This window comes from Prescottella equi (assembly GCF_020171745.1).
GTDB lineage: Bacteria > Actinomycetota > Actinomycetes > Mycobacteriales > Mycobacteriaceae > Prescottella > Prescottella equi_A.
The window spans coordinates 180,328-201,109 of sequence record NZ_JAIVAH010000013.1; the positions used below are offsets into that span (position 1 = coordinate 180,328).

The 20,782-nt window shown below is 69.9% G+C and carries 18 protein-coding genes; 16 read left to right on the top strand and 2 right to left on the bottom strand.

The genetic code is table 11. From position 1 onward, the window contains the following. Positions 1 to 210 precede the first annotated feature (210 nt). From eccCa to LCL87_RS11000, 10 genes are all read left to right on the top strand, one after another. Complete coding sequence (eccCa, locus tag LCL87_RS10955) at positions 211 to 4,206, top strand: type VII secretion protein EccCa (RefSeq protein ID WP_225019481.1); 3,996 nt, start codon at positions 211 to 213, stop codon at positions 4,204 to 4,206. After that, positions 4,203 to 5,510 carry a type VII secretion-associated protein gene (locus LCL87_RS10960; protein ID WP_225019483.1) on the top strand — a complete coding sequence of 436 codons (1,308 nt, stop codon included), beginning with the start codon at positions 4,203 to 4,205 and terminating at the stop codon, positions 5,508 to 5,510. The genes eccCa and LCL87_RS10960 overlap by 4 nt, the downstream gene beginning before the upstream one ends. 180 nt (positions 5,511 to 5,690) lie before the next feature. Then, positions 5,691 to 6,005 (top strand): WXG100 family type VII secretion target, encoded by a 315-nt coding sequence (locus LCL87_RS10965; RefSeq protein WP_225019485.1) that lies wholly within the window; start codon positions 5,691 to 5,693, stop codon positions 6,003 to 6,005. A gap of 79 nt (positions 6,006 to 6,084) precedes the next feature. Continuing rightward, entirely contained in the window at positions 6,085 to 6,366 is a 282-nt protein-coding gene (locus LCL87_RS10970) for a WXG100 family type VII secretion target (RefSeq protein WP_225019487.1), read from the top strand. Positions 6,367 to 6,532: 166 nt separating this feature from the next. After that, complete coding sequence (gene rocD / locus LCL87_RS10975) at positions 6,533 to 7,774, top strand: ornithine--oxo-acid transaminase (protein WP_225019489.1); 1,242 nt, start codon at positions 6,533 to 6,535, stop codon at positions 7,772 to 7,774. 187 nt (positions 7,775 to 7,961) lie between these two features. Continuing rightward, positions 7,962 to 8,405, top strand: coding sequence for a 50S ribosomal protein L13 (gene rplM, locus LCL87_RS10980; protein WP_225019491.1), 444 nt, complete (start codon positions 7,962 to 7,964; stop codon positions 8,403 to 8,405). 44 nt (positions 8,406 to 8,449) lie between these two features. Continuing rightward, positions 8,450 to 8,908, top strand: a complete 459-nt coding sequence (rpsI, locus tag LCL87_RS10985; protein ID WP_225019985.1) for a 30S ribosomal protein S9 — start codon at positions 8,450 to 8,452, stop codon at positions 8,906 to 8,908. A gap of 142 nt (positions 8,909 to 9,050) precedes the next feature. Beyond that, positions 9,051 to 10,388, top strand: coding sequence for a phosphoglucosamine mutase (gene glmM / locus LCL87_RS10990; protein WP_225019493.1), 1,338 nt, complete (start codon positions 9,051 to 9,053; stop codon positions 10,386 to 10,388). A 73-nt stretch (positions 10,389 to 10,461) separates the two neighbouring features. After that, on the top strand, positions 10,462 to 10,764 hold the full coding sequence (locus LCL87_RS10995) for an N-acyl-D-amino-acid deacylase (RefSeq protein ID WP_225019495.1): 303 nt from the start codon (positions 10,462 to 10,464) through the stop codon (positions 10,762 to 10,764). Then, positions 10,764 to 12,335: a hypothetical protein gene (locus LCL87_RS11000; RefSeq protein WP_225019497.1), complete on the top strand. Its 1,572-nt coding sequence runs from the start codon at positions 10,764 to 10,766 to the stop codon at positions 12,333 to 12,335. The genes LCL87_RS10995 and LCL87_RS11000 overlap by 1 nt, the downstream gene beginning before the upstream one ends. Positions 12,336 to 12,342: 7 nt before the next feature. Here LCL87_RS11000 and LCL87_RS11005 read toward each other — a convergent pair whose 3' ends face one another. After that, entirely contained in the window at positions 12,343 to 13,227 is an 885-nt protein-coding gene (locus tag LCL87_RS11005; protein ID WP_225019499.1) for a dienelactone hydrolase family protein, read from the bottom strand. Between the two features lie 67 nt (positions 13,228 to 13,294). On the opposite strand from LCL87_RS11005, the gene glmS reads away from it, so the two are divergent. Next, positions 13,295 to 15,163 (top strand): glutamine--fructose-6-phosphate transaminase (isomerizing), encoded by a 1,869-nt coding sequence (gene glmS / locus LCL87_RS11010; protein WP_225019501.1) that lies wholly within the window; start codon positions 13,295 to 13,297, stop codon positions 15,161 to 15,163. Between the two features lie 40 nt (positions 15,164 to 15,203). Here glmS and LCL87_RS11015 read toward each other — a convergent pair whose 3' ends face one another. Continuing rightward, complete coding sequence (locus tag LCL87_RS11015; protein WP_225019502.1) at positions 15,204 to 15,575, bottom strand: cupredoxin domain-containing protein; 372 nt, start codon at positions 15,573 to 15,575, stop codon at positions 15,204 to 15,206. Between the two features lie 73 nt (positions 15,576 to 15,648). Between LCL87_RS11015 and LCL87_RS11020 the strand changes: the two genes are divergently transcribed. The 5 genes from LCL87_RS11020 to tsaE all read left to right on the top strand — a co-directional run bounded on the left by LCL87_RS11020 (position 15,649) and on the right by tsaE (position 20,775). Beyond that, entirely contained in the window at positions 15,649 to 16,425 is a 777-nt protein-coding gene (locus LCL87_RS11020) for a VOC family protein (protein ID WP_225019504.1), read from the top strand. Between the two features lie 5 nt (positions 16,426 to 16,430). Beyond that, the gene (locus LCL87_RS11025; protein ID WP_225019506.1) at positions 16,431 to 17,894 is read left to right on the top strand and encodes an NAD(P)H-hydrate dehydratase; all 1,464 of its coding nucleotides are present in this window, start codon (positions 16,431 to 16,433) and stop codon (positions 17,892 to 17,894) included. A gap of 100 nt (positions 17,895 to 17,994) precedes the next feature. Then, a complete protein-coding gene (gene alr, locus LCL87_RS11030) occupies positions 17,995 to 19,182 on the top strand; it encodes an alanine racemase (RefSeq protein ID WP_225019987.1) in 1,188 nt (395 codons plus the stop codon). Beyond that, positions 19,179 to 20,273 carry an alpha/beta fold hydrolase gene (locus LCL87_RS11035; RefSeq protein ID WP_225019508.1) on the top strand — a complete coding sequence of 365 codons (1,095 nt, stop codon included), beginning with the start codon at positions 19,179 to 19,181 and terminating at the stop codon, positions 20,271 to 20,273. The genes alr and LCL87_RS11035 overlap by 4 nt, the downstream gene beginning before the upstream one ends. Further along, positions 20,263 to 20,775 carry a tRNA (adenosine(37)-N6)-threonylcarbamoyltransferase complex ATPase subunit type 1 TsaE gene (gene tsaE, locus LCL87_RS11040; RefSeq protein WP_225019510.1) on the top strand — a complete coding sequence of 171 codons (513 nt, stop codon included), beginning with the start codon at positions 20,263 to 20,265 and terminating at the stop codon, positions 20,773 to 20,775. Before LCL87_RS11035 ends, tsaE begins: the two co-directional genes overlap by 11 nt. The last annotated feature ends 7 nt before the right edge of the window (positions 20,776 to 20,782 follow it).

The following is a 20,782-nucleotide window of genomic DNA, read 5'->3' on the forward strand; positions in this document are numbered from 1 at the left end:
TCTGCGATTCGGATCCCCATCCGAACAGCTGTTTTCGCAAACACCCGCACTGTACCGGGTAGGCCGGACCTGCTCGACCACACCTCTGCGACACCTGTCGGGGGAGTGCGGTAGTTTCCTGTTCGCGAGTCCGGAGCCCGTGGGGGGTGACTCGGTGCGGTGGAAGCGTCGCGCCGGGCGGGGGATTCGCGGTCTTCTAGGGGTGGAAGCATGGGCACTGTGCGTTTCGTGCGCAAGGCGCGACGGGAGTCGCCGCGCACACCCGGAGGCGAGGTGAGCCTGCAGACGCCCCCCGAGATTCCCCGGGCCACTCCTGGCAACCTGATGACCAAGCTGCTGCCGCTGGTCATGGTCGCCGCGATGGTCGGGATGGTGGCCCTGATGTTCACGTCGGGCATGGCGGCGAGTCCGATGTCGCTGTTGTTCCCGGTGATGATGCTGGTCTCGACGCTGGGCATGCTCGCCGGATCCGGCCGGGGCGGCGGTGCGAAAGCCGGTGAGACCAACGAGGACCGCAAGGACTATCTGCGCTACCTCGATCAGTTGCGGCGCGACGCCCTCGACACCGGAAGACAGCAGCGTCAGGCGCTCGAATGGAGCCATCCCGATCCGGACACGCTCTGGACGCTGTCGGGTGCCTCGCGGATGTGGGAGCGCAGGATTGCCGACACGGACTTCTGCCACGTACGGGTGGGACGCGGCAGCCAGCGGTTGGCGACGCGTCTGATCCCGCCGGAGACGGGGCCGGTCGAGGATCTCGAGCCGGTCTCCGCTGTCGCGCTGAGGCGGTTCGTGCGGGCCCACTCTGTCGTTGCCGAGTTGCCGACCGCGGTGTCACTGCGCGGCTTCGCGGCAATCGGAATCGACGGCGACCGAGAGGTGGCGCGAGGTCTCGCGCGCGCGATGCTGCTGCAGCTGTGCACCTTCCACGGTCCCGATCTGCTGCAGGTCGCGGTCGTGTGCGGGCCCGACACCCGTAGCGAGTGGGACTGGGTGAAGTGGCTGCCACACGCGCAGCACCCCGACAGTGTCGACGGGCTGGGGCCGGCCCGCATGATCTACGGCTCCGTCCTGGAACTCGACGCCGCCCTCGGCGGTCTGTTGGCGATGCGCGGACGGTTCTCCCGGACCACGTCCCCGCTCCAAGGCGTCCCCCAGGTCGTCGTGGTGGTCGACGGCGGCATCCTCGCCGGTGACATCGCGATGGTGGCCGACGGCGGGCTCGACTCGGTGACGCTGCTCGACCTCAGCGAGTACTGCCCGCGACTGACCGCGACGCGCGGACTGCAGCTGGTGGTGCAGGACGGCGCATTGGGCGCCCGCAGCGCGGCCGGCGTCGAGACGTTCGCGGTCGCGGACGCACTCACCGTTCGTGAGGCGCTGTCCGCTGCGCGGCGCCTCGCGCCCTATCGTCTCGCGGACGCCGCAGCGGCGGATGCGAGCGCGGACAGCGACGGTCCGGTCGCGGCCGGATGGAGCCAGCTGCTCGGGCTCGGCGACGTGGGTCGATTCGATCCCGCGCGGGCCTGGGTGCCCCGTCAGGGACGGGACCGCCTCCGCGTGCCGATCGGTGTCGGAGTGGACGGCAGCCCCGTCGAACTCGACCTCAAGGAGGCCGCCCAGAACGGAATGGGCCCGCACGGATTGTGCATCGGCGCAACAGGGTCGGGCAAGTCCGAGTTCCTGCGCACGCTCGTGCTGGGCCTGCTAGCGACACACTCGCCGGAGGCTCTGAACCTGGTCCTCGTCGATTTCAAGGGCGGTGCCACCTTCCTCGGACTGGACCAGGCCCCGCATGTCGCCGCGGTCATCACGAACCTCTCCGAGGAGATCGCGATGGTCGACCGGATGCGGGACGCACTCGCGGGCGAGATGAACCGCCGACAGGAATTGTTGCGGGCCGCCGGCAATTTCGCGAACGTCACCGACTACGAGAAGGCCCGCGCCGCCGGTGCCGACCTGGCTCCGCTGCCGGCCCTGTTCATCGTCGTCGACGAGTTCTCCGAGTTGCTGAGCCAGCAACCCGAGTTCGCCGACCTCTTCGTCGCCATCGGTCGACTCGGGCGGTCCCTGCAGATGCATCTGCTGCTCGCGAGTCAGCGGCTCGAGGAGGGCAAGCTCCGCGGCCTGGACAGTCACCTGTCGTACCGCATCGGTCTGAAGACGTTCTCGGCCAACGAGTCCCGAACCGTTCTGGGTGTCCCCGACGCGTACCACCTGCCGGCGTCGCCGGGCGCCGGTTACCTCAAGTGCGACTCCGCGGAGATCGTGCGGTTCCAGGCGTCGTACGTCTCCGGACCGTACGAGAGGGAGCGGGCGCGCGGTACGACCAGCGCGGCGACTCCGACCGCTGATCTCCGACCCCGATTGTTCACCGCGGAACCGGTCGCGCTGCCCGCCCCCGACGAACCGATCGCCCCGAGTGTCCCGGACGTGTTGCCCGAGGCGGAGTCCGACGCTCGATCGCTGCTCGAGGTGCTCGTCGACCGGATCCGGGACTGCGGGCCGGCCGCGCACGAGGTGTGGCTGCCGCCGCTCGCCACGTCGCCGACGCTCGACCGGTTGCTGCCACACACCGAGTCGGGGCTCCCGGCGCCCGCGCCCGAGCCGCTGCGCGCACCGATCGGCGTGATCGACCGTCCGTTCGACCAACGCCGCGACGTACTGCTCGCCGACCTCGCCGGGGCCACGGGCAACGTCGCGGTCGTCGGCGGGCCGCAGTCGGGCAAGTCGACGGTGCTCAGGACCTTGATCTTGTCGATGGCCGCGACACATTCGCCGCGCGAGGTGCAGTTCTACTGCCTGGATTTCGGTGGTGGCACGCTGGCCGGACTGTCCGGCCTGCCGCACGTCGGGTCCGTGGCGAACCGCCTCGATGTGGACCTCGTGCGGCGCACCGTCGCCGAGATCGCCACCGTGGTCCGCCGACGGGAACGCCGGTTCCGCGAACTGGGCATCGAGTCGATGGCGGAATTCCGGCGTCGGCGCAGGGACCACAGCGACGGTGCCGCCGGAGTCTCGCAGGATCCGTTCGGGGATGTCTTCCTCGTCGTGGACGGCTGGCCGAGCATCCGCCAGGACTTCGAGACGCTCGAGGCGCAGATCGCCGCGCTCGCGGGGCAGGGGCTGTCTTTCGGAGTTCACGTCGTCCTCGCAACGCCGCGGTGGGCCGACATCAGACCGGCACTCAAGGATCAGCTCGGCACGAGGATCGAACTGCGTCTGGGCGATCCGACGGATTCCGACATCGGTCGGGCGAAGGCCGTGCTGGTTCCCTCCGGACGTCCGGGACGGGGAATGACGCGCGACGGGCTGCACCTGCTGTCGGCGCTGCCGCGGCTGGACGGGGTGGCCCGCAGCGACGACCTCGGTGCGGGTGTCGCCGACGCGGTGGCACGGATCCGGGCGCTGCATCCCGGCGAGTCGGCTCCGCCGGTCCGGATGCTGCCGGAACGGGTTCCCCGTACGGACCTGCTCTCCGCGCTGGCCGGACGGTGGCCCGAGGAGGGACCGTGCCTGTCCGTGCCGATCGGCATCGACGAAGCCGAACTGGCTCCGGTCCGTCTCGATCTCTCCGACCAACCACACTTCCTGGTGTTCGGCGACAGTTCGTGCGGCAAGACCACGCTGCTGCGCGGAATCTGCCTCGGACTGATGGAGTCGAACAGCCCGCAGCAGGCGAAGCTGATCATCGGCGACTACCGCCGCACGCTCCTCGGTGTCGTGGAAGGCGATCATCTGGCGGGGTACGCCGCTTCCGCAACGACTTTCACCACGATGATGAACGACCTGGCAGGAATCCTCGCCAGTCGGATGCCCGGCCCGGAGACCACGCAGCAACAGTTGCGTGAACGGTCGTGGTGGTCGGGTCCGGAGATCTATGTCGTGGTCGACGACTACGACCTCGTCGCGACGTCGAGCGGAAATCCGCTCACGCCGCTGATCGACTACCTCGCGCACGCGAAGGACCTCGGGTTGCACGTGATCATCGCGCGTCGATCCGGCGGTGCGTCCCGGGCACTGTACGAACCGGTCATCGCCCGGATCCGGGACCTGGTACCGGCGGGCATCGTCATGAGCGGAAACCGCGACGAGGGCAACCTCGTCGGTGCGGTACGACCTTCCGAGATGCCGTCCGGTCGTGGGACGTACGTGACCCGTGGTGGGACCTCGCTCGTCCAGGTCGCATGGTTGCCCCCGTTGTGACCTCGCGGTCGGTCGTGGTCCACCTCGCGGCCGACGCCGTGTGGGTGGGGGCGACGACCGGTGTCGTCGCGTCCCCGGACTCGGCGCTGCGCGACTGCCTGGACGGGATCGACGACGAGTTCGTCTACTCGGCGCAGCACGTTCGACCGACCGTCGAGATGCTCGCGTCCGTCATCGGTCGAGCCGTCGGAAACGGTTCGGGACGAGCCGGTTTCGTCGATGTGATGACGGTTCTCCATCCGTCGCACTGGGGGCATTCGCGCCGCGCCGTTCTGGGTGCCGCGGCACGGCGGTCCGCGAACGATGTGGAGACCGTGCCGATCGCGCTCGCGGTTCCCACACCGGCGGATACGGGCGGATGGATCGTCGTCGAGTGCGCCGAGACGTCGACCACCGTCGTGGCCGTCCGCCCGGGCCCGCAGGGCGCGCGGGCGATCGCGGCCTGCGCAATTGCGCCACGCACCGGAACCCTCGACGTCGAGGCCGATTCCGCGCGAATCTCGGTGGTGGACGCACTGATCGACGAGGTGAGTGCGGGTGGGTCCTTCGGGACCGTCTGCGTCGTCGGGTCGTCCGCCGATGCGGTTGCCCGTCTGCTGTCGACGAGCTGCGGCCGGGACGTGCGGGTGGTGCCACCGGAGGCGCTCGTCGCCTGTCGCGCCGCGCCGTCCGAATCGAGCTCGGGCGCAGTCGTATCCGAGCCGGACCGGAGATCGTGGGTCGATCAGGTCTCGGCGCCTGCGCCGGTGCGCACGACCGGGAGGTCCGTCGTGATCGGCGCGGCGGTGGCAGCGGTGGCACTGCTGATCGCGGCGGTGTCGGTGATCGCCGTCCGGCACACGGGTGGATCGGATCGAGCGTCTGCGGCGGCCCCGCTGCAGCGCGTCGAGATCGGCAGGGCGAGTACCGAACTGCCCGACACGTGGCAGGTTCGCGGCGACCAACCGGGCCGGCTGGACCTGGTACCGGACGACGGCCGTGGCGGGCGGATCGTGGTCCTGCCCACCGAACTTGCCGTCGGCTCGGGGTGGGATCCGGTGGTGCGCGGGCTCGAACGCAAGATCGGTGAGCGCGGGGCCGCGGGGCCGTTCTCCGATTTCACCCCCGACCTCGAGTTCGGCGGACGACGGTCCGTCGGGTACGTCGAGTCACCTGCAGACGGATCGCGGGTGCGGTGGTTCGTGCTGGTGGAGGACGACGTGCAGGTGAGCGTGGGGTGCCAGTACCGGGACGTCGGGTGGGAGGCGATCGCAGCCGACTGCGAGCAGGCAGTTCGCGCCGTGACGGTCGGTCCCGCCCGGTGAATCCGCGTCCGGCGAAGACCTCCGAAAAAGTCTCGGGACGAATGGAACCGAATCCACCTGTCGCTGCGTCGAACCATATGTAGGCGCGAACTGGTAGAGCCGAGGCCGGCTGTGGCTGTTTCACGGGGGGCTGACTCGGGCCGGGACGCGGAACGCGAAAACGATTCCCAAGGAGTCAGAGTGAGCGATCAGATGAAGACCACAGTCTCGACGATGGAGGACACGTCGCGTCGCGTCAGCGACGTCCGTGAGGAGATCGCCGGACTGCTCGGGAACCTCCGGTCCGAGGTGGACGGCATTCGCGGGGCGTGGGAGGGATCGGCTGCGATCGCTTTCCACAGCCTCATGGAGCGCTGGGACGGTAGTGCCAAGAAGCTCAACGACGCCCTCCAGTCGATCGGCGAGAACATCAAGTCCAACAGCGTGACGTTCGATACCACGCAGCAGGACCACACGTCGTCGCTCAACAACGTCGCAAGCAGCCTGAACATCTGATTTCGATCCCCGGATCACCCACCGGGATCCCGGACAACAATCCCGATCCCGGACCACAGTCACAGAGGAGCAGCAGCACATGATGCGTTATTCGTTCGGTCAGATCGAGGCGCTCCAGCTTCGAATCGATGCCCTCCAGAAGGAAATGAACGGGAAGCTGAGTGATCTCAAGACCTCGATCGCCCCGATGGTCGCGGAGTGGGACGGCGCGGCGTCCGCAGCGTATCAGGAGCATCAGGCCAAGTGGGATGCGGCCGCCGACGAGCTCAACCAGATCCTCGACGCCGTGGGCCGTGTAGTCGGTCAGGGCAACGCGGACATGCAGCAGGTGAACACCGCCGCTGCCAACAGCTGGGCGTAGCCTCCGCACTACGCCTGAAACGTGTGCCCCGACGTAGGAGAGACGTCGGGGCACACGTGTGTCCGCGGCGCCTTCCGGTCGAGAACGATTGCCGCCGAGCGCCGGTCGGCGGATACTGACGTGATCCGAATGCGGTGGTGCCTCGTGCCGGACCGGGAGGCGGATCATGACGGTGGGACGACAGCCCGAAGCCGATCTCGTGTCGGTGACGGAGCAGACACGGGCGGAGCTCGCGCGGGCCGACGCGCACAGCGCCCACAACTACAGCCCGCTCCCGGTGGTGATCGAATCCGGTTCGGGAGCCTGGGTGCGGGGTGTCGACGGTGTCGAGTACCTCGACGTGCTGGCGGGGTATTCGGCGTTGAACTTCGGGCACGCGCATCCCGCGCTCGTCGCGGTGGCCCGTGAGCAGCTCGGCCGGCTCACACTCACCAGCCGCGCGTTCCAGCACGATCGGTTCGCCGATTTCTGTGCCGATGTCGCGCGCCTGTGCAACAAGGACGCGGTCCTGCCGATGAACACCGGCGCGGAGGCCGTCGAGACGGCGCTCAAGCTCGCACGCAAGTGGGGTTACGACGTCAAGGGCGTCGAGCACGACCGAGCGGAGATCATCACGTTTCGCGGCAACTTCCACGGCCGCACGATCGGGATCGTCGGATTCTCGACCGATCCCGACGCGCGCGACGGTTTCGGGCCGTTCCCTCCGGGGTTTCCCTCGGTCGAGTACGGCAGCATCGCGGCACTGGCGGACGCGATCACCGAGAACACCGTCGCGGTCCTCGTGGAGCCGATCCAGGGCGAGGCCGGCGTGCTGGTCCCACCCGACGGCTACCTGGCCGCGGTCCGGAAGCTGTGCGACGAGCACGGCCTGCTGATGATCGCCGACGAGATCCAGAGCGGCCTGGGCCGGACGGGCGAGACGTTCGCGTGCGAGCACGAGTCGGTGGTGCCGGACGTCTACGTGCTCGGCAAGGCCCTCGGCGGCGGAATCGTGCCGGTGTCCGCGGTCGCCGCGAACTGGGACGTCATGGGGGTCATCCACCCGGGGCAGCACGGCAGCACATTCGGTGGCAACGCACTCGCATGCGCGGTCGGCAGCGCTGTGGTGCGGCTACTCGAGACCGGGGAGTATCAGCAACGCAGCCGGGAACTGGGGGAGTACCTGCACCGGCTGCTGTCGGAGCTACCCGCGGACCGGGTGTCCGAGGTGCGTGGACGTGGGCTGTGGGCCGGTGTGCAGTTGGCCCCGGGGCAGCCGTCCGCGCGCGTGATCTGCGAACGTCTGCTGGCCCGGCGGGTGCTGGCGAAGGACGCGCACGAGGGGACGATCAGGATCGCGCCGCCCCTGGTGATCTCCCGGGCCGACCTCGGCTGGGCGGTGGAACAGCTGTCCGTTGCGCTCGGATGAGCCGGGCGCTTTTGACCCTGCCGGGCGGGAGCCGGTAGTCTTCTACGTCGGCGTGTCATCTCTCGCCGCGCATTCGTGTGCGGGGGAGGGAAATGGTTCTCGGGTCTCAACTGGTCGCCGAGGACCAGCCGTGCATTGCACGAGGCGCGCCAGACCAGCAGCGGAAACGAACAGACGAGGAAGTTCTGTGTCTACCTATTCCCCGAAGGCCGGTGACGTCACCCGTACGTGGCACGTCATCGATGCCACCGACGTGGTGCTCGGTCGCCTTGCCGTGCAGGCAGCGAACCTGCTCCGCGGCAAGCACAAGCCCACTTTTGCGCCGCACATCGACGGTGGCGACTTCGTCGTCATCATCAACGCTGACAAGGTTGCCATCAGCGGCAACAAGCGCACGGACAAGTTCCTGTACCACCACTCCGGACATCCGGGTGGCCTCAAGTCCCGTTCGGTCGGCGAGGTTCTCGAGAAGAACCCTGATCGTCTGGTGGAGAAGGCCGTCGTCGGCATGATCCCGAAGAACAAGCTGGGCCGCGCCATTGCGGGCAAGCTCAAGGTCTACGCAGGCCCGAACCACCCCCATGCCGCGCAGCAGCCGGTTCCGTTCGAGATCAAGCAGGTCGCCCAGTGAGCAACGAAGACTTCAACGAGGCCGTCGAGGTCGCGGCTGACGAGATGACCGAGTACACCTCGGAGTCCGAGGCTGCCGAGGTCTACGAGGCTGCTCCGCAGGCTCCGATCGTGATCGACCGCCCGGTCCAGACCGTCGGTCGTCGCAAGGAGGCGGTCGTCCGCGTCCGCCTGACCCCCGGCACCGGTGAGTTCAAGCTCAACGGCCGCACCCTCGAGGATTACTTCCCGAACAAGGTGCACCAGCAGCTGATCAAGGCTCCACTGGTCCTGGTCGAGCGCACCGAGTCGTTCGACATCACCGCGCTGCTGACCGGTGGCGGCCCGTCGGGTCAGGCAGGCGCGCTGCGTCTCGCCATCTCCCGCGCGCTGATCGAGGTCACCGCCGAGGATCGCCCCGCGCTCAAGCGCGCCGGCTTCCTGACGCGTGACGCTCGCGCCGTCGAGCGCAAGAAGTACGGCCTGAAGAAGGCCCGCAAGGCATCTCAGTACTCCAAGCGCTGATGTGTCGCCGGAGCCGGCATTCGTGCCGGCTTCGGCACCTGTTCTTCCACGAGAGCAGGCGTTCGAAGAGCTCATTCGCTTCCGGACGCCTGCTTTCGTGTTTCACCTGAATGCTCGCCCGGATCTGGAGGGGTCGGAATCTATGGGTCGTATGTTCGGCACGGACGGCGTGCGGGGCTTGGCGAACGCCGAGTTGACCGCCGAGTTGGCGCTGAAGGTCGCCGCCGCAGCAGCGGAGGTACTCGCGCCCCCCGGACCCGCGTCGGAGCGACCTGTCGCGGTCGTCGGCCGCGACCCGCGTGCCAGCGGTGAGATGCTCGAGGCGGCCGTCACCGCCGGACTCACCGCGGCCGGTGTCGATGTCGTGCTCGTCGGAATCCTCCCGACTCCGGCCGTCGCATACCTGACCGGTGCATACGGTGCCGCGCTCGGAGTGATGATCTCGGCGTCGCACAACCCGATGCCGGACAACGGCATCAAGATCTTCGCGGCCGGAGGCCACAAACTCGACGACGAGATCGAGGACCGGATCGAGGCCGCGATCGCGGCCGGTCCCAGCCGCCGGCCTACCGGTGCCGGCATCGGCCGCGTCGACGTCGCGTTCGATGCCACCAGCAGGTACCTCGCGCATCTCGCGAACGCTCTCGACTCCCGCCTCGACGGGCTCACCGTCGTCGTCGACTGCGCGCACGGCGCCGCTTCGACGGTCGCCCCCGAGGCGTACCGCGCCGCCGGCGCGACGGTGATCGCGATCAACGGCGAACCCGACGGACTGAACATCAACGACGGGTGCGGTTCGACGCACCTCGAAGGGCTGCAGCGTGCGGTCGTCGAACACGGCGCCGACCTCGGCCTGGCCCACGACGGCGACGCCGACCGCTGCCTGGCGGTGGACGCGTCCGGAGCCGTAGTCGACGGTGACGCGATCATGACCGTCCTGGCAATCGGCATGCACGAATCCGGTGAACTCGTCGAGAACACCCTGGTCGCCACTGTCATGAGCAACCTCGGTCTGCACATCGCGATGCGCGAGGCCGGCATCGAGCTGCGCACCACCGCGGTCGGCGACCGCTACGTGCTCGAGGAACTGCGCGCCGGTGGTTTCAGCCTCGGCGGCGAACAGTCCGGCCACGTCGTGCTCCCGGGCCACGGAACGACGGGCGACGGCGTCCTCACCGGCCTGCGGCTGATGGGCCGGATGGCGCGGACGGGTGCGTCCCTCGCGACGCTGGCCGGGGCGATGACGTCGCTGCCGCAGGTGCTGATCAACGTCCGGGTCGCGGACAAGGCCGCCGTTGCCGGGGCGCCGCAGGTGCTGTCGGCGATCGCGGCAGCCGAGGCCGAACTCGGCGACACGGGACGGGTGCTGCTGCGACCGTCCGGCACCGAACAGTTGGTGCGCGTGATGGTGGAGGCCGCAGACCTCGACAGGGCGCAGCGCATCGCGGAGACGCTGGCCGGGCACGTCGCGTCGGCCTGACGGAACCGGAGGAAGGCCTGCTGCGTCGAACTGGGCATAAGGATCCAGATCGACAGCGCGGAAGGCGGAACCGATGGCAGACGTGGTCGAGATCGACGTCGCGGGGGTACGGGCGGCGGCGCAGTCGCTGCGGGTGAGCGCGGACGGCGCCCGTGGCCTCGTCTGGAGGGTCGGCCAGTGCCAGTTCGGCAACGGTCTCGACGATCCCGGCCGGGAACGCGCGATCCGCGAGGGCTACCTGCGGCTCGCGCGGGCGATCGGAGCGTTCGCGACGGGTTCAGCGGACATCGCGCGGGGGCTGGCCGAGACGGTCGATGCCTACGAGGACCGGGACACTGCCACCTCCGGCAACGTCGTGTCACTCGGGACACTGTGATGGAGGCCGTGCTGAGGACGGCCGCGGACTGGCTGCGATTCTTCGCGACGTTCGTTCCGCGTGCGGCATTCGTGGCCGAACGGGCTGGTACCGGCGACAGCTTTCCGACCTACGACGAGATCGAGGCGCGCTACTTCGAGCAGCGCGACATCCGACTCGACGCGCTCGCCGCCGACATCGATGTGGTGACGCGGGCTGCCGCGGACATCGCACGGCAGTGCGACGACCAGGAGCGAGTTCGGTCGGCCGTCGGGCAGGCGTGGCGGGGGCGGGCAGCCGAGTCTGCCGACACGCATCTCGCCGAGCACCTGGATCGGGCCGCTCGACTGCGCGGCGATCTCGACGACGTTCGCTGTGCGCTGGTGGAGGCGGATTACGTGCTACGGGAGGCCGCCGCACGCAAGGCCGAGTGGGTCGCGAGTCTCGATCCGGATCGCGCGTGTGGCCGCACTGCGGCCGAGGTCGACGACATCGTCATGACCGCCGTGAACTTCGGTTCGGCGGCCGAGGACGCCGCGAACTGGGCAGTGGAGGTATTCCTCGCCCGGGTCCGCGACACCACCGAGCAGTTCGTCGAACTGTGTGACGAAACGGAATACGCGGTCGAGGAAGTGTTCCAGACCCTCGACGCCGTGTTCTGCACGATGGACGACAGTGCCGTCCGGGCCCCGGCCTGTATCGAGGACGTGTGTTCCGCCGCCGGGGCACCGCTGCCGCAGCCATGCCCGCCGCCGCTGTCGGCACCCATCACCGTCGCGGCCTGCGCGACGGCTCCCGCGTCGCCGCCGCCCACCAGCAGCCTGGCCGGGCTGACGTGCGCCGGCACGGGGTCAGTCGGTGCCCAGGTGACGGGTGCAGTGCCGGCTGCCCCGACCACACCCGCCGGGACCGCACCGTCGGTGCCGAATCCCGGCGTCGCGATCGGATCGGTTGGAACGAGCGGAACGGGCGGATCGCTCGCGATCGAGGGCGCGGTGCGTGCGGCGGGGGCGATCGCCGGAACGGTCGCCCAGGTCGCGCTCGGCATCGTCGGCGAGGTGGTCGCGGAGGTGACGGCAGCGGTGCGGGAGACCGGCAGTCTCAACCTGGATCCGGGCCCGGCCGAGGGGCCGGGGTGCGCGTGTGATTGCGAGTGCAGTTGCGCTGCGGAAGCAACCGAACCCGAACCCGAACCCGAACCCGCGCCGCCGGCCCCAGCGCCCGAACCCGAACCCGAACCGGACACGGAACCCGTAGCGGCAACGCCCGACCCGGAACCCGCGCCCGAACCTGACTGCCCGGAACCCGCGCCCGAAACGGACTGCCCGGAACCCGCACCCGAGCCGCCCGCGCCTGCCGATTACTGCGTGCCCGCACCTGAATCACCGGCCCCGGAGCCGTCGGCAGAGCAGGCTTCACCCGGCGCAGTCGGCCCGGCGGCGGGGTCCAATCCGGTCCGCGGCACGAGAACGCCGGCGGGCACACCGCCTGTCGGTGCCGGAGCCGTCGACCCCACCCTCGCGGAGGTGGGTTCTCCGGCGCCGGGAGGCGACGATCAGGGAGTCGCGCTCGCCGAGGCCGGCGCGATGTGAGGCGGGATCAGCTGCCGAGCAGCCGGCTGGCCTGGGTGCCGGCGCGGTGCGCGGCGAGCTCGCGGGGATCGAGTGGGTGATCGGCGTGCTCGGCGTCCTCCCGGACGGCGGGGTGCGTGCCGGGGAAGTGCGCGTCGGTGTCGGCGAATGCCGCGTAGGCCTTGTCGCCGGTGAGCCGGTGCAGCAGGAAGCCGGTCATCATGGCGCGCGTCACGCGCTGGGTGCGATGTTCCGATCCGCCGACGCCGAGGAAACCGAGCAGGCGGCGCCCCTCCACGAGTCCGGAGTCGGAAGCCTTGTCGACGACGCGTAGCAGCGTCGCTCCGCGCCAGGCGTCGTCGAGGGCGAGGGCGTCGCTGTTCAGCGAGTCGACGTCCTTCGCGCCCGCGAGGATCAGTCCGGCCGCCGAGACCCGGCCCGCCGCGACCGCCGAGGAGGGCGACGTGGGCGAGGGGAACAGTGCGGCGACCGCCTTGATCGTCGTGTGCTGCGCGGCTGCGAGGACGGCTGCGCCTGCCCCCATGCCGTGGCCGGCCACCGCGAGGCGTTCCGGCTGCACGCTGATCCGGCCGGGTCCCAGACGGACCCCGGTGCAGATGTCGAGGGCTGTGACGAGATCGGCGGCGAGGCCGAGATGTGAGGGCACCGGGCCGCGTTCGGTCCCCGGCGCGGCGACGACGATGCCCCACGACGCGAGGTGTTCGAACGTGTCCGTGTAGTTGTCGACGCCCACCATCCAGTCGTGGCCGAAGGCGACTGCGGGGAGGTTGAATCCTTCGGCGGGTGTGTAGACCACGCCGGGCTGTCCCGCGAGCGCGAGATCGCCGCGCAGCACCTTGTGCGGGCCACGCTTGGACAGCTTGGATACCAGGGATTTAGGTGTCTGCGCCACGGGTGTGACGTTATCCGATCGTGGACCGAGTTCGCTCCACACGGTCACCCAAGTACCCTGGTGAACCATGTGCGGAATCGTGGGTTACGTGGGCCACCGCCAGGCATTGGGTGTCGTCGTAGAGGCGTTGCGGCGGATGGAATACCGCGGCTACGACTCTGCCGGGATCGCGGTCGCGGACGGCGCCGGCGGGCTGTCCACCGAGCGCAAGGCCGGACGCCTGGCCAATCTCGAGGCGGAACTCGCCGAGGTGGGGGCCGACAAGTTCGTCGGGACCACCGGCATGGGTCACACGCGCTGGGCGACGCACGGCAAGCCCACCGACCGCAACGCGCACCCGCATCGGGACGCGAGCGGCAGGTTCGCCGTCGTGCACAACGGCATCATCGAGAACTTCGCCCCGCTGCGCGGCGAGCTCGAGGCGGCCGGGGTGGATCTGCTCAGCGACACCGACTCCGAGGTCGCCGTCCATCTCGTCGCCAAGGCGTACGAGTCCGGTCCCACCGCGGGTGACTTCCTGCAGAGCGCGCTGGCGGTGCTGCGCCGGCTCGAGGGTGCGTTCACGCTGGTGTTCACGCACGCCGACCATCCCGACATGATCATCGCGGCGCGCCGGTCGACGCCGCTCGTGATCGGTGTCGGCGAGGGCGAGACGTTCGTCGGCTCCGACGTCGCGGCGTTCATCGAGCACACCCGCGATGCGGTGGAGCTGGGCCAGGACCAGGCGGTGGTGATCACTGCGGACGGGTACTCGGTCACCGACTTCTTCGGCAACGATGCGGCCGCCGACACCCGCGCTTTCCGAATCGACTGGGACCTGCAGGCCGCCGAGAAGGGTGGCCACGACTACTTCATGCTCAAGGAGATCCAGGAGCAGCCGCAGGCCGTCGCCGACACCCTGCGCGGCCACTTCGTGGACCGGACGATCGTGCTCGACGAGCAGCGGCTGTCCGATCAGGAGCTCCGCGACGTCGACAAGGTCTTCGTCGTGGCGTGTGGCAGTGCGTACCACTCGGGCCTGCTCGCGAAGTACGCGATCGAGCACTGGACTCGGCTGCCCGTCGAGGTCGAGCTCGCCAGCGAGTTCCGCTACCGCGACCCGGTGCTGGACCGCTCCACGCTCGTCGTCGCGATCTCGCAGTCGGGTGAGACCGCGGACACGCTCGAGGCGGTCAAGCATGCGAAGGATCAGAAGGCCCGGGTGCTGGCGATCTGCAACACCAACGGTGCGCAGATTCCGCGCGAGGCCGACGCCGTCCTCTACACGCGGGCCGGTCCGGAGATCGCCGTGGCCTCCACCAAGGCCTTCCTCGCCCAGGTGACTGCGAACTACCTGGTGGGGCTGGCCTTGGCGCAGGCACGCGGCACGAAGTACCCGGACGAGGTGGCCCGCGAGTACGCGGACCTCGCGGCGATGCCGGACCTGGTGTCCCGCGTCCTCGAGACCGTCGAGCCGGTGCGGGCGCTGGCCCGCCAGTTCGCGGACTCGTCGGCAGTGCTGTTCCTGGGTCGCCACGTCGGCTACCCGGTGGCGCTCGAGGGTGCGCTCAAGCTCAAGGAGCTGGCGTACATGCATGCCGAGGGCTTCGCGGCGGGCGAGCTCAAGCACGGCCCGATCGCGCTGATCGAGGACGGCCTGCCGGTCATCGTCGTGATGCCGTCGCCGAAGGGTCGCGCGGTGCTGCACTCGAAGCTGGTCTCCAACATCCAGGAGATCAAGGCGCGTGGTGCGACGACGATCGTGATCGCCGAGGAGGGCGACGAGGCGGTGCGGGCGCATGCCGATCACCTCATCGAGATCCCGGCGGCGCCGACGCTGCTGCAGCCGCTGCTGTCGACGGTTCCGCTGCAGGTGTTCGCCGCGGAGGTCGCGGTCGCTCGCGGCCTCGACGTCGACAAGCCGCGCAACCTCGCGAAGTCCGTCACCGTCGAATAGCTTCTCGACGGCTCGGTGTGGTCGTGGTCGGACCTGAAGGTCAGACGACCACGACCACACCGAGCATGTCCGGGTGCAGCGAGCACGTGTAGTCGTAGGTGCCCGGTTCGGTGAACGTGAACTGCCACGTGCCGGTCTTCAGCAGAGGGCTGCGCAGGACGGACTCGGCACTGCCCAGTCCGACGACGTCGTGCGGGACGCCGCGGTCGTCGAACACCCACGTCACGGTCTGGCCGGCCTGGATCGTGATCGATGCCGGCGAGTAGGCCATGTTCTTCACCTCGACGGTGAGCGCTTTGTCCGCGCCGCCCGGAAGGTCTGCCGGGGCACCGCCCCCCGAATCCGAGCTACACCCGGAAAGGGTTGCAGCCAAAGCGATTCCGATGGCCATCGCGGTTGCCCGTGCTTTCATGCAATTCAGCGTAGTCTGACGGCGAGTGTGTCCTCCGACACCTGTACGACCTCGAGTCGACCGAGGAGTTGCCATGCCTGCCCGTGAATCCGCCCCGCTGGGCGCCCCGTGCTGGATCGATATGCAGTCGTCCGACATCGATCGCGCCACCGCCTTCTACGACGCCCTGTTCGGGTGGACCCACGAGGGTTCCTCCGAGGAGTACGGCGGCTACGTGATGTTCTTCGCCGGCGGGAAGCCGGTGGCCGGTGCGATGCCGGGGGATCCCGGGAATCCGTACGTGAACCTGTGGACGACCTACCTGGCGACGGCCGACGCGGACGCCACCGCGGAGGCGGTCGCGAAGGCCGGCGGCCAGGTGATGATGGAGCCGATGACGGTGCCGCGGCAGGGGCGGATGGCGTTGTTCGTGGATGCGTCGGGCGGCGTGGTGGGCGCGTGGCAGCCGGCCGAGCACAAGGGTTTCGGCGTGGTCGGCGAGTCCGGCACGCCAGGGTGGTTCGAGCTGGTCAGTAAGGACTACGACGCCGCGCTGCCGTTCTATCGTGACGTTTTCGGCTGGGATCTCGCCACACTGAGTGACAGCGACGAATTCCGTTACTCCACAGGACGGTTCGGCGGGGAGGATCTGGCGGGGATCTACGACGCGAGCAAGGCGCTGCCGGCCGAGGTGCCGTCGCACTGGCAGATGTTCGTCCAGGTCGACGACACCGACGTCGCGATCGCCCGGGTCGTCGAGCTCGGCGGTGAGGTCCTCACCCAGCCGTGGGACACCGAGTACGGTCGGATGGCGCAGGTGGCCGATCCGAACGGTGCGCGGTTCATGATCTCCGGCCCGGTGGCGGCCTGACGGCAATGCGCGACTACTACACGGCGCAGCAGGTCAAGGCCGCGGAGGCGCCGCTGCTGGCGACCCTGCCGGACGGCACGTTGATGGGCCGCGCGGCCTACGGACTGGCGTGCGTGGCGGCGGACGAGTTGCGGGCGCGGACCGGGGGAGTGACCGGACGCCGGGTCACGCTCCTCGTCGGATCCGGCGACAACGGCGGCGACGCGCTGTGGGCGGGCGCGCTGCTGCGCCGTCGCGGCGTCGCGGTCACCGCGGTCCTGCTGAACCCGGAACGCGCGCACGCGGCCGGACTGGCCGCGTTGAGGGCCGCGGGCGGGCGGGTCTCGCCGGATCCGGGCGATCCCGATCTGGTGCTCGACGGCATCGTCGGTATCTCCGGAAAGGGGCCGCTGCGGCCGACTGCTGCGGCGATCGTCGCGGAACTCGACGCCCCGATCGTCGCGGTCGACCTGCCGAGCGGCGTGGACCCCGACACGGGTGCGGTGGACGGTCCCGCGGTGACGGCGGCGGTCACCGTCGCGTTCGGCGCGCTCAAGCCCGTGCACGCGCTCGCTGCCGCGCGGTGCGGTCGCGTCGAACTGGTGCCCATCGGTCTCACGCTCCCCGGAGCGGACCTGCAGGCGCTCGATCCGGCGGAAGTGGGCCGGCTGTGGCCGGTGCCCCGTGCGGCGGACGACAAGTACACGCAGGGCGTCGTGGGGGTGGTCGCGGGCAGCGGGCGCTACCCGGGGGCGGCGGTTCTGTCGGCGGGCGCGGCGGTGACGGCGACGGCCGGAATGGTGCGCTACGCGGGACGGGCCGCGGCGGAGGTTCTGAACCATTGGCCCGAGGTGGTGGCGGCACCGTCGCCCGCCGAGGCCGGTCGGGTGCAGGCGTGGGTCGTCGGCCCCGGGATCGGCACCGACGACGCTGCACTCGGGGAGCTGCGGACCGTGCTCGACTCCGACGTCCCGGTGCTCGTCGACGCCGACGGCCTCAACCTGCTCGCGCAGCACCCCGACCTCGTCCGGCGCCGCGCCGCCCCCACCGTGCTGACACCGCACGCCGGTGAGTTCGAACGGCTCACGAGCGTCGCACCGACCCCCGACCGGGTCGCGGCGACGCGCGCGCTGGCCGCGGAGTGGGGTGTGACGGTCCTGCTCAAGGGGCGGGCGACGGTGGTCGCGGATCCGTCCGGCCGGGCATACGTCAACGACGCGGGCAGTTCGTGGGCCGCGACGGCGGGGTCCGGCGACGTCCTGTCCGGGGTGATCGGCGCGTTGATGGCGACCGGACTCGAGCCGTCCCTGGCCGCAGCGGCGGGCGCGCGAGCGCATTCGCTCGCGGCCAATCTGGGGGCTCGGGAGGGCTCCGACGAGACGGGGGACGCCGGCCTCGCGCCGATCTCGGCATCGACACTGCTCGCGCATCTGCGATCGGCGATCCGGATACTGAGGGTGTTCCCGAGCTCACATGTGCCCGAATCGTGACTGGTCGGCTTCGACCCGTGCAGGAGTTTCCTCCTGACGAGTGGCAGGATCGAATTTCGTGAGTACCACCGCGCAGGAGACCGACACCGACCCGACCACGATGAGCGCCCCCACGGCGGCGGACACGCCTCCACCTGCGGCGGCGCCTCAGGCGGAGGCAGTGATCGACCTCGATGCGGTGGCCCACAACGTCGGCATCCTGCGCGAGCACGCGGGCGGCGCCACGGTCATGGCGGTCGTCAAGGCCGACGCCTACAACCACGGTGCGGTGCCGGTGGCGCGGGCCGCGCTCGCGGCCGGCGCCGGTGAACTCGGTGTCACGACGCTCGCCGAGGGCCTCGAACTCAAGAACGCGGGCATCACCGCGCCGGTGCTGTCCTGGTTGCACACCGCGGATTCCGACTACGCCCCCGCGGTCGCCGCCGGGGTGGAGTTGGGCCTGTCGTCGCCGCGGCACCTCGCCGCGGTCGCGGAGGCGGCCCGCCAGGTCGGGAAGACCGCCACCGTGACGATCAAGGTCGACACAGGCCTCAACCGCAACGGCGTCTCCCGCGAGGAGTGGACGGACTTCCTGAAGGACCTGGCGCGCGTCGAGGCGGAGGGCGCCGTCCGTTTCAAGGGCGTGTTCTCGCACCTTGCGCACGCCGACGAACCGCACCACCCGGTGATCGACGAGCAGCGTGAGCGATTCACGAGTGCACTCGCGGATGCCAAGCGCATCGGGCTGGTCCCGGAGGCGGCACATCTGTCGAACTCTGCGGCCACCCTCACCCGTCCTGACCTGCGATTCGACATGGTTCGCCCCGGAATTGCGATATACGGACTGTCCCCGGTTCCGGATCTGGGGACGTTCGGCCTGCGGCCGGTCATGACGTTCCGATCGAGGGTGGCTCTGGTGAAGAAGGTGGCGGCAGGAGAGGGCGTCTCCTACGGGCACACGTGGGTGGCGCCGCACGACACGACGGTGGCGTTGCTGCCGGTCGGCTACGCGGACGGTATTCCGCGTGCGTTGGGCGGACGGTTCGAGGTGTGGCTCGGCGACGATCGGCGCCCCGGTATCGGCCGGGTCTGCATGGATCAGCTCGTCGTCGATCTCGGGCCGGACGGCGCCGGGGTCCGGGAGGGCGATACCGCGGTGTTCTTCGGTGACGGCGAGCAAGGTGAGCAAGGCGTGCCGCACGCGCAGGACTGGGCGGATGCGCTCGACACCATCCACTACGAGGTGGTGACTTCGGTGCGAGGCCGGACGGTCCGGACCTATGTCGGAGGCCCGGGCGGGCGGTCATGAACATCCTGAACAGGCTCGGCCTGTTCGGGGGTGTGGCGGGCGTCGCGGCGATCGGCACGCTGGCGGGGCTCAACGTGGTGAAGGCCGCGACGACCCGCCGGGGTCCGGAGATCTACGCGTCCGAGGACTTCACGGTGTTCTCCCGCGACCGCAGTCGCGTCGTCACGACGGAGGACGACATTCCGCTGGCGGTCCGCGAGGTCGGTCCCGCCGACGCGCCGCTGACGGTGATCTTCGTGCACGGGTACTGCCTTCGGTCGGAGTCGTGGCACTTCCAGCGGACGCAGCTCGCGGAGCGGTGGGGCGACTCGGTGCGGATGGTGTTCTACGACCATCGCGGGCACGGGGAGTCCGGGACGCCGACCGCGGAGAGCTGCACCATCGCGCAGCTGGGCCGTGATCTGGCCGCCGTGATCGAGGCGACGGCGCCGTCGGGTCCGGTGGTGTTGGTCGGGCATTCGATGGGCGGCATGACGATCCTCGCGATGGCCCGTCAGTTCCCGGAGTTGTTCGATGACAGGGTGATCGGCGTCGGACTGATCGCGACCACGGCTGCGGGCCTGAACCAGTCTGGGCTCGGCCGCAACCTGAACAATCCGGTGATCGATGCGTTCCGCCTCGCGGTGCGCACGGCGCCCGGCGTCGTGCAGCAGGCGCGCGGCGCGGCCCGCGCGATCATCTCGCCGATCCTGCGGGCGGCGTCGTACGGCACCGAGGTGAGTCCGCGGCTGGTCGAGTTCTCCGAGGGCATGCTCAACGACATCTCGGTGGTGACGATCGTCAACTTCCTCGAATCCCTGGAACTGCACGACGAATCCGAGGCGCTGCCCGTGCTGGACGACGTTCCGGCGCTGGTGCTGTGCGGCGACGCCGACATGATCATCCCGTTCACCAGCTCGAAGGCGCTGGCCGCCGGGCTGTCCCGCGCCGAGCTGGTGCGGGTGCGCGACGCGGGCCATCTCGTGGAGCTCGAGTTCCCGCAGGTAACCTCCGATGCGATCGATCGGTTGGTCCGGCGCGCCGTGTCGAGACGCGAGGATCGCGAGAATTCGGCGCTGGTGGGTGGACTGGAGCGAACAGATGTCGGCTGACACGCGGACCGGACGGGGCGAGGCGACCCTACCGACGACCGAGGACACCGAGGCGCTCGGACGCGCGCTCGCGGCCGACCTCGGGGCGGGCGACCTGGTTGTGCTCGACGGTCCGCTCGGTGCCGGCAAGACGGCGTTGACCCGGGGCATCGCGGCCGGGCTCGGAGTCGAGGGGCGCGTGACGTCGCCGACGTTCATCATCGCGCGGGAGCACCGGGCGGGGGCCCGGCCGGACGGCGGCGCCCCTGTCGCACTGGTGCACGTCGACGCCTACCGGTTGAACGAGGCGGTGGCCGCCGATGCGGCCGTGGACATGCACGACCAGCTCGACGCACTCGACCTCGACACCGATCTCGCGTCGGCCGTCGTCGTGGTGGAGTGGGGCGAGGGTGTGGTCGAGCATCTCGCGGATCGGCACCTGCGGGTGCGGCTGCGGCGGGAACCGGAGTCGGATGTCCGTACGGCCGTGTGGGAGTGGGTCGCCGGCCCCGCCGCTCGCTGACGCGGGT

Excerpts from the sequence above, each read along its gene's own strand:
- eccCa (WP_225019481.1), top strand. The coding sequence starts at position 211 with ATGGGCACTGTGCGTTTCGTGCGCAAGGCGCGACGGGAGTCGCCGCGC.
- LCL87_RS10970 (WP_225019487.1), top strand. The coding sequence starts at position 6,085 with ATGATGCGTTATTCGTTCGGTCAGATCGAGGCGCTCCAGCTTCGAATC.
- rocD (WP_225019489.1), top strand. The coding sequence starts at position 6,533 with ATGACGGTGGGACGACAGCCCGAAGCCGATCTCGTGTCGGTGACGGAG.
- rpsI (WP_225019985.1), top strand. The coding sequence starts at position 8,450 with ATGACCGAGTACACCTCGGAGTCCGAGGCTGCCGAGGTCTACGAGGCT.
- glmM (WP_225019493.1), top strand. The coding sequence starts at position 9,051 with ATGGGTCGTATGTTCGGCACGGACGGCGTGCGGGGCTTGGCGAACGCC.
- LCL87_RS10995 (WP_225019495.1), top strand. The coding sequence starts at position 10,462 with ATGGCAGACGTGGTCGAGATCGACGTCGCGGGGGTACGGGCGGCGGCG.
- LCL87_RS11000 (WP_225019497.1), top strand. The coding sequence starts at position 10,764 with ATGGAGGCCGTGCTGAGGACGGCCGCGGACTGGCTGCGATTCTTCGCG.
- glmS (WP_225019501.1), top strand. The coding sequence starts at position 13,295 with ATGTGCGGAATCGTGGGTTACGTGGGCCACCGCCAGGCATTGGGTGTC.
- LCL87_RS11015 (WP_225019502.1), bottom strand. The coding sequence starts at position 15,575 with ATGAAAGCACGGGCAACCGCGATGGCCATCGGAATCGCTTTGGCTGCA.
- LCL87_RS11020 (WP_225019504.1), top strand. The coding sequence starts at position 15,649 with ATGCCTGCCCGTGAATCCGCCCCGCTGGGCGCCCCGTGCTGGATCGAT.
- LCL87_RS11025 (WP_225019506.1), top strand. The coding sequence starts at position 16,431 with ATGCGCGACTACTACACGGCGCAGCAGGTCAAGGCCGCGGAGGCGCCG.
- alr (WP_225019987.1), top strand. The coding sequence starts at position 17,995 with ATGAGCGCCCCCACGGCGGCGGACACGCCTCCACCTGCGGCGGCGCCT.
- LCL87_RS11035 (WP_225019508.1), top strand. The coding sequence starts at position 19,179 with ATGAACATCCTGAACAGGCTCGGCCTGTTCGGGGGTGTGGCGGGCGTC.
- tsaE (WP_225019510.1), top strand. The coding sequence starts at position 20,263 with ATGTCGGCTGACACGCGGACCGGACGGGGCGAGGCGACCCTACCGACG.